A 16,432-nucleotide genomic window follows, 5' to 3' on the forward strand; every position below is an offset into this window, starting at 1 on the left:
CTATGAAACGCTTACTTCTTATTCTTTCAATCGCAGCAGGACTAACGATAACAGGATGTGGCTCAGACGATTCCGGACACAGCCACGGCGAAGGTGCTGACCACTCTCATGGTCAGGAAACCGAACAGCATGCTCCACATAATGAGATGGATGAGGCCCATCAGCATGAAAATGAAGAAGAACACGGACACCCGCATGACACAGCGGATAATACAGATACACAATCTGAAAGCGAGGAGGAGCATTCTCACTCCGGCGAATCAGATCACGAGCATTAGTGTCTGTTAAATCTGTAAAACGACAACAAATTTTCTGAAATATAAAATATTCAATAACTATGAAACGCTTATTTGTAACAACCTCTATTTTAGTCGGCTTGCTGTTAGCCGGATGTGGTTCGGGTGACTCCGGGCATAGCCACGGCGAAGGATCTGACCATTCTCACGGTCAAGAGACGCAAACGGAGCAGCAATCTTCGCAAGAAACACAAGAAGGGCACGGCCACCCCCACCCCGGTGAAGACGAGAGCCAAACGGAAGAAGACGGCCAGCATTCCCATGATGTTGAGACCCATACAGATCATGCAAACGATAATGAAACGGGCTCCCAGGCAGCCGTAGTGGAGTCGGAAGGTGCCGGTGCGGTGACCCACTGGACCAACGAGACCGAACTCTTTATGGAGTACCCGGAAATCATCGTTGGCCAGGAAGCCACGTTTGCGGTTCACCTAACCCGGTTATCTGATTTTGCCCCTTTATCCAATTCTACCGTTACGTTTGCGTTGGAATCTTCCGAGGGTGCACAATTGTCAGTGACCGAAAATGAGGTGCAGATCCCCGGTATTTATGGTCCGGATTTAACCTTTGACCAGGCGGGTCGTTATGATTTAACCATTATGATCAGTGGTATGGTGAACGATACGATGCAGGTCAATGGCATTCCTGTGTATAACTCTGCTAGTGAAATTCCACAAACGCACGCCGAGGAAGATCCCAATCTGATCACCTTTTTAAAGGAGCAGCAGTGGGATATTCCATTTGGTACGCAGGAGGTCCAGCAACGAACGCTTACCGAGACCGTAGATGCCACCGGTGAAATTATGGCGGCGCAGAATAGCCAGGCCGTTGTTTCCGCTCCTTTTTCAGGCATTATCCTGTCCAGCCAAAACGGCAACCTGCCGGTTGTCGGACAGCAGCTGCAAAAAGGAGCTTCAATGGCGGTATTAAATCCTGCGATCCAATCGGGAGGCGGCGACAATTACGCCCAGCAGTTTATCAATGCCCAGTCTGAGCTGGAGCTGGCCGAGGCCAGTCTGGAACGCTCCAAGCGTTTGTACCAAAAAGAGGCGATTCCACAGATCGAACTTCATAAGGCTCGCATTGAGTACCGACAGGCATTGACGCGCTACCAGACGATCAATGAAGTAATACAGGTGGATACGGCTGCTGTCGAAGGCTATGGTAAATCAGCCGAATCCTACCGGTTTGCGCTCAAGGCTCCCCTCAGTGGGACTATTATTCAGTCCTATGTCACGCCCGGCATGCAGGTTGAGGCGGGTCAGCCGTTGTATCGCATTGCAAATGCCTCCAGGGTGTGGCTCAAGGCCCATGTTCCCGCTGCCCAGCAGAGCCGTATTGCCAATGCCAACCAGGCGGCATTTCGGGTGCAGGGTGATAACCGACTGTATGAAGTTAGTGAGCTGGATGGACGATTAATCAGCCGCGGGAATAGCATTGATCCGAAAAATCGCACATTGTCCCTGATTTATGAGCTCGACAATACTCAAAATAGGTTGCCCTTAGGCATGTTCTCTACGGTACATATCAATACTGATACCAAAGAGAATGTTATGGCAATTCCGCAGTCCGCGTTAATTGAGGAGGAAGGAAACTACAACGTGTACGTGCATGTCTCCGGTGAATCCTTTCGAAAGCAGCGGGTTACGACCGGCATTGAACATCGCGGATGGGTGGAAATTACCTCCGGCCTGCAAGGTGGAGAGCATGTAGTGACCGAAAATGCCTATCAGGTAAAACTGGCTTCGCTTTCGTCGGAAGCTCCCTCCCACGGACACTCTCACTAATTGAGCATAGAAATTTAAAATTTATTAAACAGAACTGATATGTTAGATGCAATTATTAAAGGATCGCTGAAACAGCGGCTTTTTGTGGTCATCGGTTCCCTGGCTTTGCTTATTGCGGGGATCTATGTGGTCATCAAGATGCCCGTTGATGTGTTCCCTGATCTGACGGCTCCCACCGTGACGGTGATGACCGAAGCGCATGGTATGGCCCCGGAGGAAGTGGAGCAGCTTGTAACTCTGCCGATTGAAACGGCTACCAATGGTGCCAGCGGCGTGCGACGGGTGCGCTCGGCTACCTCCAAAGGATTCTCCATCGTCTGGGTAGAATTCGAATGGGGCACCGATATTTATCAAGCCCGCCAAATCGTCAATGAAAAACTCTCGCTGGTAAGCAATAGATTGCCGGAAGAAGTGCCGCCACCGGTGATGGCGCCGATCTCTTCCATTATGGGAGAAATTATGCTGGTGAGTGTAGAAAGCGACCGGCATTCGGAACTGGAAATACGGACCGCTGCCGACTGGGAAATACGACGCCGCCTGCTGGCGATTCCCGGGGTGGCCCAGGTGGTGCCCATTGGCGGCGGACTCAAGCAGTACCAGGTCCGCGTTGATCCGGACAAGCTGAAAGCCTACGATGTAACACTGGACCAGGTGATGGAGGCTACCGAATCCTCCAACCAAAACTTTTCTGGGGGGTTTTTCCAGGAGTACAGCCAGCAATATACCATTCGTGGTATTGGACGGGCTAACTCGCTGGAAGATATCAGGCAATCGGTAGTGACTGAACGCAACAACCAACCGATTACTATCGGCGATGTTGCTAATGTAACGATTGATGCCGCTCAGAAAATTGGTGACGCTTCTGTCAATGGGGATCAGGCGGTAATTATCTCGATCAAGAAACAGCCGGATATCAATACCCTTGATCTAACGGATCGCGTCGATGAAACGCTGGCACAAATTGAGCAGAATTTGCCTGAAGGGTTTACCATCAATACCCATATTTTCCGGCAGGCTGACTTTATCGACCTGGCTATTGAAAACGTCATTGAGGCGTTACGGGATGGAGCTATACTCGTGGTGATTATCCTGCTGCTTTTCCTGGCTAACTTCCGTACGACGATGATTTCCCTCACGGCCATACCGTTGGCGCTCATTACCTCGGTATTTGTACTCGAGTTTTTCGATATCACCATCAATACGATGACCTTAGGGGGAATGGCGATTGCTATCGGGGTGATTGTGGATGATGCGATCATTGATGTCGAGAACGTGTTCAGGCGGCTTCGGGAGAATGCCAAGCTCCCGGAGTCGGAGCAGAAATCGGCGATGCAGGTGGTGTTTGAAGGATCCAAGGAAATACGGACCTCGATTATTAATGCCACACTGATCATCATGATCGTCTTTATTCCACTCTTTTTTTTGAGTGGGCTGCAGGGACGTATGCTAAAGCCACTAGGGCTCTCCTATATCGTGTCCATCGGAGCCTCCCTGGTCATTGCAATGACGGTAACGCCCGTGCTTTGTTACTACCTGTTGCCGGGACAGGCGGCAAAAGGCAAGCTGGAAGAAAGCTGGTTTACCAAAAAACTTAAATCCGGTTATGATCGTGTGCTGAATAGCGTTCTTCGCTATAAAAAAAGTGTGCTGACCGGCACGCTGGTCCTGTTTTTGGGTACACTGGTTATGGTACCGTACCTGGGTAGCTCTTTTCTGCCAGAATTTAATGAAGGCACACTGGTGATCAGCGCCGTCACTATTCCCGGCACCGGGCTGGATGAGTCCAACGAAATTGGAAAGCGCATTGAGAATATTCTGCTGGACCATCCGGCGGTTACCAGTACGGCACGGCGTACGGGCCGTGCGGAGCTTTCCGAACATGCGCAAGGGGTTAATGCCTCTGAAATTAATGTGGATTTAGATATTCCGGAAGGCACGACCAAGGAGCAGGTCCTGGAAGAGCTGCGGTCTGATTTAAGCATAGTCTCCGGAACCAATATCACGATTGGTCAACCTCTTGGACACCGTATTGACCACATGCTCTCGGGAACGCGGGCCAACATCGCTGTGAAGATTTTTGGACCCGATCTGTACCGCTTGCGTACACTGGCCGAGCAGGTACGAGGCCAGATGGAGGGCGTCCAAGGCGTTGTGGACCTCTCAGTTGAACAGCAGCAGAATGTCCCACAAATCCAGATTCGTCCCGATCGACGAGCTCTGGCGCGTTATGGCATGAACATCGGCGACCTGTCAGAAAAAGTAGACGTGGCCTTTGCTGGGGAAACGGTCTCCCAGATTATTGAAGGGGACCGGTTGTTTGACCTGATGGTTCGCTACGATGAGGAACACAGAGGAAGTATCCAGGCTGTGAAAAATGCTGAATTAACGCTTGAAGACGGGACTGTGGTTCCGCTTTCAGAGTTGGCCAGCATCAAATCGCGCAGCGGTCCGAATACCATCAGCCGCGAGAACGTGCAGCGTAAAATTGTGGTTTCGGCCAACGTGGCCGGGCGCGACCTGAGGGGTACCGTGAATGCGATCAGCGCCAATGTCTCAGAGAATGTCAATTTTCCACAGGGCTACTTTGTGGAATATGGCGGACAGTTTGAGAGTCAGGCACAAGCCACCCGTACCATCTCACTGCTGAGTATCGTTGCGATTCTGCTCATTTATATGCTGCTGTATCTGGAGTTCAGCTCCCTTAAAACAGCTCTGCTGGTGATGGTCAACCTGCCCTTTGCCCTGATCGGCGGTATTTTTATCGTGTGGTTTACCAGCGGTATCGTATCCATCGCCTCATTAGTTGGGTTTATTACGCTGTTCGGTATTGCCACAAGAAACGGAATACTGATTGTTTCCCACTACCAGTACCTGCGTTGGGAGGAAGGCAAATCTTTCATGGATGCTATCCGCCAAGGTGCCATGGAGAGGCTCAACCCCATCCTGATGACAGCGCTCACTGCTGGGCTTGCCTTGATCCCGTTGGCACTGGCAGCCGGTGAGCCGGGCAACGAGATACAGTCACCCATGGCACAGGTAATTCTGGGTGGACTCATAAGTTCCACCTTACTTAACATGATTGTGATACCTGCTTTGTTGGCACAATTTGAAAAAAATGATTCTGTAGCGTTGTCCTAACATGTTACCTGCAGAAATCGGGGAGTTAACCAACGATGTCATACGACCGGGATATTCCCCGAGGCTGTTACTGTTTGACCGCAGTAACAGCCTTTTTATTATTAGTTTGATATTACTGGATCGTAAATTATTGGTAAATAAAGACTAGGATTATGAAATTTCTCATTCTAAAATATGCAGTGACGGCCTTTGTCATCGTCTTGGTTTCGGAAGTGGCCAAGAGAACCGACCGGTTGGGCGCGCTCTTGGCTTCGCTTCCCTTTGTTACTATCATGGTGATGGTTTGGCTCTATATTGAAGGACAGGGAGACGAAAAAATCAGTAATCATGCCTTCTATACCTTTTGGTATGTGATTCCTACGCTGCCGATGTTTCTGGCTATGCCGGTGCTATTAAAGAATGGCATTAGCTTTTGGTGGTCGCTCGCCGCTTGTGTAGGAATCACCGTTATTTGCTTCGTTATTACCGCTTTTGTTGCGAAAAATTTTGGGATAACTTTGATTCCTTAGGAATGTACTACATGCTTTAGGGACCTGAATTAACTTTTAATTTCGACTGGCCGAGGACCAATGGAGTGCGGTGATTTGGCAATGCCCTTCTTCCTTCTTAAGAACAGCCAGTTCGAGACTGTTTAGATCCAATTTTCTATCGCTGTAGGTGCCCCAAGTTCGCGAGTGAGTTGAGACCCAGGCGGTATTGCGGCGGTATTGCCTTTAATCGTCACATTTCGTGCTTCAACTTCCCGTTTCATGGCACTCAGAAATTTCCCGTCAGAATGAAAGTGGTGAGACAAGTATTCCTCCTTTGTTTCAATATTGCCACCTTCAAGGATTCGTACAGATTCTGATAGCAGGTTTTGGGCTGTCTGACTGTCATTATCGATAATGGCCCGATGGAATGCGTCAAGCGTCTTGATTACACTTTTCTCTGATGCAGAAGGCTGACTTACAGATATAGAAGTTCCTATTATAAATAATAGAGCTGCAGTTAATGATATTCGAGTAAACATAACGTAGTTTTAATGATTAATTGAGTTGCGTTAAGGTCATCCGATCAATAAGTATGGTTCCAGTTCCATTTAGCTTTAGCCCCACACTTCCAGCCTCGGGAGCATCGCCATGTCCATGGACCACCATCTCTTTGTTGATGTAGCCGCGGAAATGCGTGCCGTTGCCAACCGTACGAATAAAGAGCATGCCCGAAGCTGAATAGGATTCTTCGGCAAATACTTGACGGTTGCCCCCGCTTACCCGTCCCTGGGATACGGTGCCATCAGAAGACAGCATCACAAAATCATAATTTTGGGCATCTTGCATGTGGTTGACGAGAGATATCTCTCCATTGAAATCAGACAGATCCAGGTAGTAATCGACCTGCACGTTTTGGAATGACTCTTTCCCAACAAAGAAATTCGTGGTAGAGTCAGCAGATATTTTAAGCAGGTAATTGTTGCCGCTATTCACGATGGTTGGTTGCAGCTGGGAGGCTGACCCTTCCAGCCACCGGAACCGGGAAAGCAGGGTGCTTACCCCATTCGGACCGATCTTCCACGACCAGTTGCCATTATCACTGACCCTGAAGGTGGTGTTTGCTTGTTGCAAACTATCCGTGGAAACCGAGGCAGTGCTTTGTTGCTCTACCAATTGACCGGTACCCGCTCCATAGCCAAAGACCATTTCAGCACCGTGATCACCGGTTTCATAAAGGAAGAATACCCCAGGCAAGGCAAGAACAAACAGGCCGATTCGAATGGTCTGCTGATCCATCTTTTGATACCAGTGGAGCAGAATCCGTAGCAGGGCATAAATTCCAAAGAACCAGACGGTCCACAGGGCCCAGTCGGCATGTTCATTTAAAACCGATTGCGCTCCCGACGGCAAAAACACGCTGTCGGCCGCCCAGGTCCCGGTATAGTAAGCGGCAATAGCTGAGACAGCACCTATACCGTAAAGGATGGTCGATTTGAGATCATCCCACCAGTTATCGGGTAGAAAGAAGTTCAGCAAGTCCATCAATACTGCCAGCAGGATAATGGCTATTGGGAAATGAACAAGGATCGGATGTATGTTGGGGGCCCACTCGGGAATCAATTCCATAAAAATCCTCAAACCTCAACGTTTAAATTGTAAATAACATCACATTTAATGGTGATTACAGAAAATGACAGTCTGCGAAACTTAAAAGATAATGTACCAACCTTAAATTAAGCTTAAACCAGGAATTGACATAAGCTTTGGGTACGATGAAAAAGGATGAGTTACGTATTTAACTCCACCACTGAAGCTTTTATTAAATAGGTGTCATTATTTCCTATTTGTGGGTTTCCGACTGAGGTGCATTTCCAACGCCAGTTGGATGTTACCTGTTTAATGATCTTACCATTAGTTTTTACGTTCATGGCTTGCCAACAGGAGATCAAGCCTTTTCTTGAGCCTCAACCAGTCCTCTTCCCGGTAGTCAATCTCGTACTCCTGCACTTTTTTTCGGAAAAGTTCTTCAAAGGCATCATCGGCTTCATTGTCATGTTCAAACATGTCAGTCACCTTTAGGTCTATGCTTAGTAGCTATTGTAGAAAAAAGAATAACTCGAATGTGCTCTAAAGTTATGACAGCATAAATATAATACCTGCACCTTAAATTAAGCTTAAACTCTTCTCATAGTGTAATCAGCTATTTACAGAAGCTAGATTGCAGTAACCAAAAATGAAATAAGTCCACCGCAAAGAATAGCGATAAACAGGTAAACGGCGGTTTTCTTAATCTTGCCACCGCCTTCCATATCCATCATCTTCATCTGGTGGCTCTGCAGGTATTTTTTATGCAGCCACACCAAGGCTCCCGCAATCCACACAAAAAAAAGGTTCATCCAGAAGGTGTAGTCGATTTTGAATTGAGTGATCTCCGAAACTACGCGCCTGCTTTCCGGTACGATGCCCAGGAATGAGAAGAGCCCGTTCAGAATCAAGGCCGTCAGTACAATGCTGACAAACATGATTCCTGCAATATAGAGAGCGACCCGCCAGCCGTAGTATTTGGCGTTAATGTGCACCAGCGGCGGTACCATCAGGTCGGAGTAGAACCCATGATACCGGCCAAACAGTACCCCGTTTTGATTGAGGACCGTTGCCAGCGGGATGTTGCCCATCGAGCCGATAAAAGTGGAGGCTGCCACAAACGGGGCCACCATCGCATTTTCTAGCGTCACCAGCCAGTTGGGCAGATGCCGGGCATCCGCCAGGAAGAGCGTGGTCCAGAACGATTCGGGCACCAGCACGGCTACGAAGCCAGCAATAGTAAAACCAATCAAAATATCCTCCCAGGCCATCTTCCAGTCGTTGACAAATTTATGACCAACCAGCTGCCATCCTTCTTTGCTGGTGATACGGTCTTTCCAGTCGAAATCCTCGGTCAGTCCATCGTCATCTTGTTCCACCTTTTCACGGGCCGCTTGCAGCCAGCTTTCGGGATAGGTCCATTTGATGAGTAGGCTGCTGATGGCAATAAGGACAAGTCCGTCCACAATTTCGGCCGCCAAAAACTGCCAGCCCAGGAAAATCATAATCAGAATCCCCAGCTCGATAACAAGGTTGGTGGAGGCAAACGTAAAGGCCACCGCCGCAATGAAATGAGCTCAAATTAATTGTCAAGCAAATCCAAAGGGTCTTCCGCATGTCCGATAATTGTTTCCAGGGCATCAGTCAGGGTCACCAGACCTACCGTATGACCATTTTCTTGTACCAATGCCAGTTCGTGATGTTGTTCCTGGAATCGGTCGATGAGCTTGCTGACCGGAAGATTGTGCTGAACAGTCAGTTTCGGCCAGTCGAAGTCGTCCAGTTCCCGCCCCCCGTTTAACAACTCTTCCATGTTGGCTGTTATTTGCGGGGTGTATAGAATGCCCCTGAAATCGTCAATCGTTTCTCCCACCAGCGGGTACCGTGCTTGCATATGGCTGCGGATGGTTTCCAAATTATCATAGAACGGTTTTTGAGTAGTCAGGGTCACGATCTTTTCGCGCGGTATCATAATTTCACTGACTGGTATATGCTCGATATCCAGCGCGTTGATGACTTCCTCGCGCCGTTCTCCTTCCACTCCACCCGTTTTGAGCAGGTCTACCATGGCCGAGCGAATATCACTTGACGCGGATTCACCTTCACTCTGGAGCCATGTTCTTTTCATCTCAACACCGAACAGTCGCAGCGTGGCCTTGGTTATATAGTCGCCGAGAAGCAGGAATGGATAAATGGCGTAGGTCCACCAGTACAGAGGAGAGGCACAGTACCGGGCTACCCCTTTGGCCCGCTCAACCCCCAGGTAGGTCGGGGCCTGCTCACCCCAGATTGTGTGTACAAAATTTATTACGGTTACCGACAGGATAACAGAGATGGTATGAGCGGATATTGAACCAATCGCTTCCACGGCAAACATCAATTCAATCAATTCGGTAACGGCCGGCTCGGCAATAACCCCAAGCAGGATACTGGTGGAAGTGATTCCAATCTGGCAAGAGGTGAGATAGATCTCCAGGGTTTCTGTCATTTGCCACGCACGATTCAACCCGGCACTATCGTCAAGTTCATCTCGATTGTACTGGCGCAGGCGGGTCAGGGCAAACTCTGTAGCCACAAAAAAGGCATTGAGGGCTAAGAGGATGAATCCACCAAATAGTCGTAGGTATAATTCCATAAACAAATAAGACTGGCGATATTAACCAGATGAGAGCTATATCTTTATAAGAACATTAATCGATATTATGTATTCTTCATCCTTTAATGAGCATGTGTAAAATGCGTCCGGCTGTATCAGAACCGAGCGCACATTTTGGGGGTACAAATGAATGTTAGGGAAATTGTGCTAATGGTGATTCTTTTGATATAGAGCAAACCGGTGTTTGCTTAACCGCTGAAAAATTTTCCGGGAATTAAAACCACATGCGAACTCCGCCAACCAGGCCGAATACACTTGCATCACCACCTTCTCCCCGGGTAAAATCGGCGGTCTGCCCGAGTTTGCGGTTCCAGGAGATACCGACATAGGGGGCAAATTCCCGTTTAATTTCATACCGCAACCGAAAGCCCAGCTGCACATTGTTGAATCCGGAACCGACGCCCCACTGTTCGACTTCCTGCACGGCCAGGCTGGTTTCAAACCGTGGTTGTCCCCAAAGACGCTGGGTAATAGGAAAATCGTATTCCGCTTCCAGGCTGGCCGATATATCCCCGGCTTCGCTGACAAAAAGGGCACCGTCCAGTTCAAACAGGTAGGGGGCCAGTCCCTGCAGGCCGATTACGGCAAAGCCTCTCGACTGGCTGTCGTCGGCGTTGTAGGCCACATCGTACCGGATGCCCGCCTGCACGTCGAAATAAGCGGAAATGGCTTTGCTGTAGAGCCCCTGAAGCTCCATTTCACCTTCAGCTTCGGCGGTTAATGCTTCGCCTTCCGCCTTAAACCAAAACTTGTTCAGGTCCTTGCCGATATAGCCCTGGGCGTCGAGCACCAGTGGGTTTAATCCGCTGTTCATATTGTACTCAAACCGGTCGGCCATAAAAAAGACATAGGTGTGGTTGTCCATCATGATGTCATTGCTGAATGGCGGGGCTTTTTGTGCCAGGACGGAACTTTGGGTGAATGCAATGATTGCAAACATAGTAAGAATGAAGGTTGCTGTGCGGTTTATCATGGTCATTGTTATGGAAATTTGTATATCAGATAAAATTCGTTCGTAAAGATTTGGTTAGACTTATTTATGCATAATCTTGCCCATAAATATTGCCGTCTTCATCGGCTACCTGTACCACGCGGAACATGCCCCGCTCCATATGATAGAGGATGTGGCAGTGGAAGGCCCAGCGCCCTTTGTCTCGCGGGGTAACAAGGGCAGATATGCGCTGTGCAGGCTGCAACAGCAATGTATGCTTGCGCGGGTTATAAATACCGTTGCCGTTCTCCATCTCCATCCACATGCCGTGCAGGTGAATGGGGTGCTCCATCATGGTGTCATTGACCAGCGTCAGCCGCAGGCGTTCGTTGTGTTCGAATTCGATGGGGCCGTCCACCTGATGAAACTGCTTGCCATCAAACGACCACATGTAGCGCTCCATGTTGCCGGTCAGGTGCAGTTCAACTTCACGCTGGGCCGGCCGTTCGTCGATATTTGGTTCCAGACTTTTAAGATCGTTATAAACCAGCACATTGCGCCCATCGTTGCCCAGGCCAATGCCAGGCTCGCCCATCCGGTCAAACTGGTTTTGTGCGATAGCGGCAGCACCGGGCCCGTGTTTGTCAGGACCGTGCTTGACGGGCGTTTCTTTCATGGCGGACATGTTCATGTCGCTATGATCCATGTTTCCATGATCCATATCCCCATGATCCATCTCCATCATGCTGTCACCTTCCATGTCCATTCCATCCATGTCCATCATCATACCCATATCTCTATGGCTGCGCTTGGGGCGAGGTCGAAGTTCAGGTACTGCCCCCATCATGCCTTTGCGGGGCGCTATAGTACCGCGGGCATAGCCGCTGCGGTCCAGTGATTCGGCAAAAATGGTAAATGGTTTCTCTTCTTTTGGTTCGACGATCACATCATACGTTTCTGCAATACCAATGCGAAATTCCTCGATAGAGACGGGTTCCACGTTTTGCCCATCGACCTGCACTACGGTCATCTCCAAACCGGGAATGCGAACGTCAAAGGCCGTGGTACCGGCCGAGGCATTGATAAAGCGCAGGCGCACTTTTTCGCCTTTCTTGAACAGGGCGTTCCAGTTGGAGTCGGGGCCGTGGCCGTTCATCAAGAAAGTATAAGTGGCCCCGGTAACGTCCAGCAGGTCAGTGGCACTCATACGCATTTGACCCCATGAGAGGTAATCTTTCATTGTACTTCCAAAACCTTTCTTGTTTACATCATTAAAGAATTCACCTACATCTCGGCGCTGGTAATTATAGTACCCCTCCATCTTAACATTTTTTTCGAGCACGTTGTAAGGATTCTCAAACGTCCAGTCGGAGAGCACCACCGGGTATTCGCGGTCATACTCAACCGGATCTTCATCAGCCGGATCAATAATCATAGGTCCATAATGGCCGAGCTGCTCCTGCAGGCCGGAGTGGCTGTGATACCAGTAGGTGCCGCTCTGCCGGACCGGGTACCGGTATTCAAAGGTCGTTCCCGGTTCAATACCGTCAAAACTCACACCCGGCACACCATCCATCTGGAACGGCAGAAGAATTCCGTGCCAGTGGATAGAGGTGGTTTCATCCAGTTCATTTTTCACGCGGAGCAGCACATCCTGTCCCTCTTTGAGGCGAATAAGAGGAGCCGGCACGCTGCCGTTAATGCCAATGGCTTCTCCTCGCTTTCCATCGATCACTTTGGGCATTCTTCCGATGGTCAGGTCGATGACATTGTCAGGGCCTTGAGGGGTTAACACTTCTCTCTTCTCACTGCCGAAGCCCGCCAAGGCGTAACCCGGCAATACCGCACTTGCACCAGCAAAAGCCGCCAGGGAGCCGGCATATCGGAGAAAAGTGCGACGGTCCATATTGTTATTGTTGTTGTCACTCATAAATCAGCGTAACTTATTTTTTTTAATTAGCTAAAGCGTCGGTTTCCAAATATCGAACTGAAACATACAAAACGAACCTTAAATTAAGCTGAAAATACGAAGAGTGTTTTTAAAAAATGTAGGCAAATTGAAAAGGCTCAGTCCGCCATTATCCATATCATCATTCCGGTCATGACAGCGCCACCGGCTATCCAGGGGATGATAGTATACCTATTTGTGGATGAGTATGATGCAGCAACCGGCCGCTTAGCCGAAATATCGATGGAAGATGCCGATGATTTTTGGGCCCGGAAGTTTATGGTAAAGGTGACCTCGTAGTTTCCGGGTTCGTGAAAACGATAGGGAAATACCCACCGGTTGTAGCCGGAGAGGGTAGGGGCAGGTTTCAGTTCTGTGTACGTGTTATCGGTATTGCCTCTTTCCGTTCTGTGGATTTGCAGTGATACCGATTCAACAATGTCTGTTGCAACCGTGTCATCCTCCGACGCTTCAATTTCGGACAGTACCCGTTCATTTGCTACAGCATGGGGAATTTTGCTCTAAGTGTTCGGTTCTCTACTCGATGCTCTTTAACCAAAGTCTGCTGTGGGTACTGACTTTCAGGGCGATTAGCTCCGTGAAAACCGCCCCATCCCATAGTCATGCATCCGCTAAGCAACAGAGGTAATATGATTAGGGAAAGTAAGTGAGGAGATCGGATTTTCATTATAGTCGGCCGTTATAAATTATCAACGTTATGTTATCTTTCTTCTTTCTTTGATTTAATTATGTCCTCCGCCCATCATGCCGCCGTGTCCGCGTCCACCGTTTTCCCAGTGATCACTCATGCCGTTTTGATTTCCATCCACAAAGCCGGGGCCGTGCCAGGTGGGGCTGCCGTCCTGGGCAAGGTCACAAATTCCGTCTCCGTCCGCATCAATAAATTTATGGCCTGCTCCCCAATGCATTTCCTCCTCGAAATAATCGTTGATATGGTTTTCATTCTCATCGTGAAAGCGCATTCCCTCGTGCCGGCTATGCATGGAATGGGATTCATCCCAGTAGTCGCAAATACCGTTGTCATTACCATCAATAAAACCCGGGCCGTGCCAGCTCGGGCTGCCATCCTGGGCATAATCGCAGATACCATCTTCATTGTCATCGGTAAAGGAATGCCCGGGTTCACCATGAGAGTTACCATTATCTGTGGAGCTTTTTGATGATACCGTGCCCGGACCCGGATCGTGCGTTGTCTGCTCTACATAATCATTGATACTGTTTGCATTGTTATCCACAAACATTGGATATACCGGTTCGGCCTCATTGGGAGCGGTGGAGCGGCAACTCCCAAAGAATAGAAACCCGGGCAGGATGAGAATGGGAAAAATGATTTTTTTCATAATGTATACCCTCTGGTCAACCAAGCTTAATTACTTTGCTGTAGAAATGTGACGATTTTATTCGTCTCTTCAGCCGTCAGGCCGGCGCGGACCCGCATATGGGTGCCGATGGCCTCCCATTGCGTATCGCTGAATGCGGTAGGATCAGGTGCATTATGACAACGGGCACAGTTTTCGCCCCAAAGAACCGCTCCGGACTTTTCTACTTTGAACGAGCCCAGATCTCCGAGATCGTCCCCGCTTGTCTCCTTACTGGTACCGCATCCAAAGGCGATAAACGTGGTTATTGCAACAACTAAGATGAGGGTGAGTTTAAACAGATTTGTTCGTTTCATAATGTAGATACTTAAGGGTTTTAAAATCCTAATGCATAGTGGATGAAGAAGCCGGGAACGGACTCTTCGTTGTCGGTAACCTGGTAAGAGAACTTCAGCGCCGACCGCCAGGTAATCCAGTAGTTGATGCCAAACGCCCATTGGGTACGGTCGCCCTCGGCATGGACTTCCTCCTCTTCACCACCAAGGCTTGAGAGGCCGGCCCCGGAAAGCTTTGCCTTCCCAGGTGGTGCCACTCCCGGCACGATGTCTCCTTCGTCCGCGTGTTCGGCCGGTTCCGTGAGGTCGATGCCCGAATACCGTCCGATAAGCTCAATATTACTTAGAAAGTTACTTTTGGACAACGCCGGACGATAGGCCAGTTGCACGTAGTAGGCGTCGTTTTCCTGGTTTATCGCCTGTTCATCCCCGTCGGGCAGTTCGATATGAAATTCATCCACCTCCACCCGGTTCCACTGGGCTTTCAAATCGAGGTTTCCCTTGATGGCAGCAATACTGTTTTTGACCAGTGAGAGATCGACAGCGTAACCGAACGAAGCAATATCATTGTATTCAGTATTTCTGTCGCCGATCCCGGCGGTATATTGTGTTGAAACCCCAATTTCGAGTGCGGAATTATTAAATGGAAGAAAACCGATTCGCCCGCCGATAGCTTTATCATCGTTGTTATCGTCAAAATTGAGCCCGTTGATACTGGTAGTAGGCGGTTCCAGAGAATCTTCGGCATGGACTTCTAGGAGGGGTCCGTTTGAAACATAAAGCGAGTAGTTGATTTTGGTGTTGCCCAGCGGTGCGCCTCCTCTGAGTTCAGCCCCGAACTCGCGTGTGGGTCCTACCGGGTCGTGCCCCATGCCCAAGGGTGCCGTTGGAAGCTTGTTGATCCAGGCCGGATGCAGCCGTTCGTTGAACGCACCGAAGGGGGTCAGGAAATTTCCGAACCGGAATACTAAATAGTCATTAAGTATATAGGAGATATTGGCATATTCCAGGGCAAACTGAACTCCGTCACCTTCAAATTCTATTTCGAGTTCACTTTCGAACAGAATACGATCGCCCTGTTTCCACAGAAAGATGGGGGCGAATGTACCGCTAACAAAAGAACTGTTGCCATCGATGATTTCAAATCCGGCATGTGAATACCCTCTCATCAAAAAATTGGTGGTGCCGGGCTTGAGCGATTCCAGTTCTTCTTTTGTCTCATCATTATACGTTTGTGCAACTAATGGACCTGCGGATAGCAACAAGGCAAATATTAGTAGTGGTAATTTTTTTCCCATCATTATCTTCCTTTTAATTTATCTTTTGTTTGTATTTACTTATCTGGATGTAACGAGCGGATGTAGTGTACTACCGCCCAAGCCTGCTGTTCGGAAAGTTGACTTTTGAAGCCGGGCATCGGGGGGCGGCCTTCCTGTATTTTCCAGTATATGGCGCCGTCGGTCTGCCCTTGTACCGCATCCGAGGTCAGGTCAGCGGGTTTAGGTTGCAGGGCTGATGCTGTTACCCCGTCTCCTTTTCCTGTTTTTCCGTGACAAACGGTACAAAGCTGATCAAAGATTTGCTTTCCTGCGTTGAGTATGCGGTCAGATTTTTCCATAGGATTTTCCAGTTTTTGAGCTTCTTCCGGGACCTCCCAGGAATTGTTTTGGGCTAAGGCACTTTGTGGGCTTATCCAAAAACTTACTGCAAAAACGAGAAGCAGGATAAAGATTGATTTTGAGGTATCTTTATCTTTTGACATATACATAGAAAGAGTTATTATGGATTATTAAATTAAAGACAAAAGAGTACTAAAAATTTATACAAATTAAGTTACTACACCGAACCTTAACCTGAATCCGTGAGTTATGAGGATAAATTACGTTCTTTGATTTAATTTTTTGAATTTGCTCTGTTCGTTGCCCGCTGACTTGTTCAACGACAACA

The 16,432-nt window shown here is 48.8% G+C and carries 16 protein-coding genes; 5 read left to right on the plus strand and 11 right to left on the minus strand.

Translation table 11 applies throughout. From position 1 onward, the window contains the following. Positions 1–2: 2 nt before the first annotated feature. From BUB16_RS21175 to BUB16_RS06695, 4 genes are all read left to right on the plus strand, one after another. Positions 3–278 carry a hypothetical protein gene (locus BUB16_RS21175; RefSeq protein WP_139240214.1) on the plus strand — a complete coding sequence of 92 codons (276 nt, stop codon included), beginning with the start codon at positions 3–5 and terminating at the stop codon, positions 276–278. Positions 279–337: 59 nt separating this feature from the next. Then, positions 338–2,083 (plus strand): efflux RND transporter periplasmic adaptor subunit, encoded by a 1,746-nt coding sequence (locus BUB16_RS06685; protein ID WP_073061152.1) that lies wholly within the window; start codon positions 338–340, stop codon positions 2,081–2,083. 39 nt (positions 2,084–2,122) lie between these two features. Beyond that, positions 2,123–5,221 (plus strand): efflux RND transporter permease subunit, encoded by a 3,099-nt coding sequence (locus BUB16_RS06690; protein WP_073061155.1) that lies wholly within the window; start codon positions 2,123–2,125, stop codon positions 5,219–5,221. 152 nt (positions 5,222–5,373) lie between these two features. After that, entirely contained in the window at positions 5,374–5,730 is a 357-nt protein-coding gene (locus tag BUB16_RS06695) for a DUF3147 family protein (protein WP_073061157.1), read from the plus strand. A 122-nt stretch (positions 5,731–5,852) separates the two neighbouring features. Here the strand turns inward: BUB16_RS06695 and BUB16_RS06700 are convergent, their stop codons facing one another. The 7 genes from BUB16_RS06700 to BUB16_RS06725 form a co-directional block, all read right to left on the minus strand. Beyond that, positions 5,853–6,230 carry a nuclear transport factor 2 family protein gene (locus BUB16_RS06700; RefSeq protein WP_244545655.1) on the minus strand — a complete coding sequence of 126 codons (378 nt, stop codon included), beginning with the start codon at positions 6,228–6,230 and terminating at the stop codon, positions 5,853–5,855. Positions 6,231–6,246: 16 nt separating this feature from the next. Then, positions 6,247–7,317, minus strand: coding sequence for a DUF2231 domain-containing protein (locus tag BUB16_RS06705; protein WP_073061159.1), 1,071 nt, complete (start codon positions 7,315–7,317; stop codon positions 6,247–6,249). Between the two features lie 285 nt (positions 7,318–7,602). Then, complete coding sequence (locus tag BUB16_RS21430) at positions 7,603–7,755, minus strand: hypothetical protein (RefSeq protein WP_170864305.1); 153 nt, start codon at positions 7,753–7,755, stop codon at positions 7,603–7,605. A 149-nt stretch (positions 7,756–7,904) separates the two neighbouring features. Further along, positions 7,905–8,834 (minus strand): permease, encoded by a 930-nt coding sequence (locus BUB16_RS06710; RefSeq protein WP_073061163.1) that lies wholly within the window; start codon positions 8,832–8,834, stop codon positions 7,905–7,907. 23 nt (positions 8,835–8,857) lie between these two features. Further along, positions 8,858–9,910: a CNNM domain-containing protein gene (locus BUB16_RS06715; RefSeq protein ID WP_073061166.1), complete on the minus strand. Its 1,053-nt coding sequence runs from the start codon at positions 9,908–9,910 to the stop codon at positions 8,858–8,860. 235 nt (positions 9,911–10,145) lie between these two features. Further along, positions 10,146–10,871 carry a copper resistance protein B gene (locus tag BUB16_RS06720; RefSeq protein WP_244545656.1) on the minus strand — a complete coding sequence of 242 codons (726 nt, stop codon included), beginning with the start codon at positions 10,869–10,871 and terminating at the stop codon, positions 10,146–10,148. 97 nt (positions 10,872–10,968) lie between these two features. Beyond that, positions 10,969–12,792 (minus strand): copper resistance system multicopper oxidase, encoded by a 1,824-nt coding sequence (locus tag BUB16_RS06725; protein WP_073061169.1) that lies wholly within the window; start codon positions 12,790–12,792, stop codon positions 10,969–10,971. Positions 12,793–12,963: 171 nt separating this feature from the next. Here BUB16_RS06725 and BUB16_RS21435 point away from each other — a divergent pair, with 171 nt between their 5' ends. Continuing rightward, the gene (locus tag BUB16_RS21435; RefSeq protein ID WP_170864306.1) at positions 12,964–13,110 is read left to right on the plus strand and encodes a hypothetical protein; all 147 of its coding nucleotides are present in this window, start codon (positions 12,964–12,966) and stop codon (positions 13,108–13,110) included. Between the two features lie 443 nt (positions 13,111–13,553). Here BUB16_RS21435 and BUB16_RS06730 read toward each other — a convergent pair whose 3' ends face one another. The 4 genes from BUB16_RS06730 to BUB16_RS06745 are packed head-to-tail and all read right to left on the minus strand — an operon-like array spanning position 13,554 to position 16,247. Then, the gene (locus BUB16_RS06730) at positions 13,554–14,171 is read right to left on the minus strand and encodes a hypothetical protein (protein ID WP_139240215.1); all 618 of its coding nucleotides are present in this window, start codon (positions 14,169–14,171) and stop codon (positions 13,554–13,556) included. Between the two features lie 26 nt (positions 14,172–14,197). Further along, positions 14,198–14,506, minus strand: a complete 309-nt coding sequence (locus BUB16_RS06735; RefSeq protein WP_073061175.1) for a cytochrome c — start codon at positions 14,504–14,506, stop codon at positions 14,198–14,200. A 20-nt stretch (positions 14,507–14,526) separates the two neighbouring features. Then, complete coding sequence (locus BUB16_RS06740; RefSeq protein ID WP_139240216.1) at positions 14,527–15,786, minus strand: hypothetical protein; 1,260 nt, start codon at positions 15,784–15,786, stop codon at positions 14,527–14,529. Positions 15,787–15,818: 32 nt separating this feature from the next. Then, positions 15,819–16,247 (minus strand): c-type cytochrome, encoded by a 429-nt coding sequence (locus tag BUB16_RS06745; protein ID WP_170864307.1) that lies wholly within the window; start codon positions 16,245–16,247, stop codon positions 15,819–15,821. Between the last annotated feature and the right edge of the window lie 185 nt (positions 16,248–16,432).

The sequence above is a fragment of the Fodinibius roseus genome (assembly GCF_900129315.1).
GTDB classification, from domain to species: Bacteria; Bacteroidota; Rhodothermia; order Balneolales; family Balneolaceae; genus Fodinibius; species Fodinibius roseus.

What these genes read in the sequence shown, in the direction of transcription:
- BUB16_RS21175 (WP_139240214.1), top strand. Translation starts at nt 3, where the DNA reads ATGAAACGCTTACTTCTTATTCTTTCAATCGCAGCAGGACTAACGATA.
- BUB16_RS06685 (WP_073061152.1), top strand. Translation starts at nt 338, where the DNA reads ATGAAACGCTTATTTGTAACAACCTCTATTTTAGTCGGCTTGCTGTTA.
- BUB16_RS06690 (WP_073061155.1), top strand. Translation starts at nt 2,123, where the DNA reads ATGTTAGATGCAATTATTAAAGGATCGCTGAAACAGCGGCTTTTTGTG.
- BUB16_RS06695 (WP_073061157.1), top strand. Translation starts at nt 5,374, where the DNA reads ATGAAATTTCTCATTCTAAAATATGCAGTGACGGCCTTTGTCATCGTC.
- BUB16_RS06700 (WP_244545655.1), bottom strand. Translation starts at nt 6,230, where the DNA reads ATGTTTACTCGAATATCATTAACTGCAGCTCTATTATTTATAATAGGA.
- BUB16_RS06705 (WP_073061159.1), bottom strand. Translation starts at nt 7,317, where the DNA reads ATGGAATTGATTCCCGAGTGGGCCCCCAACATACATCCGATCCTTGTT.
- BUB16_RS21430 (WP_170864305.1), bottom strand. Translation starts at nt 7,755, where the DNA reads ATGTTTGAACATGACAATGAAGCCGATGATGCCTTTGAAGAACTTTTC.
- BUB16_RS06715 (WP_073061166.1), bottom strand. Translation starts at nt 9,910, where the DNA reads ATGGAATTATACCTACGACTATTTGGTGGATTCATCCTCTTAGCCCTC.
- BUB16_RS06720 (WP_244545656.1), bottom strand. Translation starts at nt 10,871, where the DNA reads ATGTTTGCAATCATTGCATTCACCCAAAGTTCCGTCCTGGCACAAAAA.
- BUB16_RS06725 (WP_073061169.1), bottom strand. Translation starts at nt 12,792, where the DNA reads ATGAGTGACAACAACAATAACAATATGGACCGTCGCACTTTTCTCCGA.
- BUB16_RS21435 (WP_170864306.1), top strand. Translation starts at nt 12,964, where the DNA reads ATGACAGCGCCACCGGCTATCCAGGGGATGATAGTATACCTATTTGTG.
- BUB16_RS06730 (WP_139240215.1), bottom strand. Translation starts at nt 14,171, where the DNA reads ATGAAAAAAATCATTTTTCCCATTCTCATCCTGCCCGGGTTTCTATTC.
- BUB16_RS06735 (WP_073061175.1), bottom strand. Translation starts at nt 14,506, where the DNA reads ATGAAACGAACAAATCTGTTTAAACTCACCCTCATCTTAGTTGTTGCA.
- BUB16_RS06740 (WP_139240216.1), bottom strand. Translation starts at nt 15,786, where the DNA reads ATGATGGGAAAAAAATTACCACTACTAATATTTGCCTTGTTGCTATCC.
- BUB16_RS06745 (WP_170864307.1), bottom strand. Translation starts at nt 16,247, where the DNA reads ATGTCAAAAGATAAAGATACCTCAAAATCAATCTTTATCCTGCTTCTC.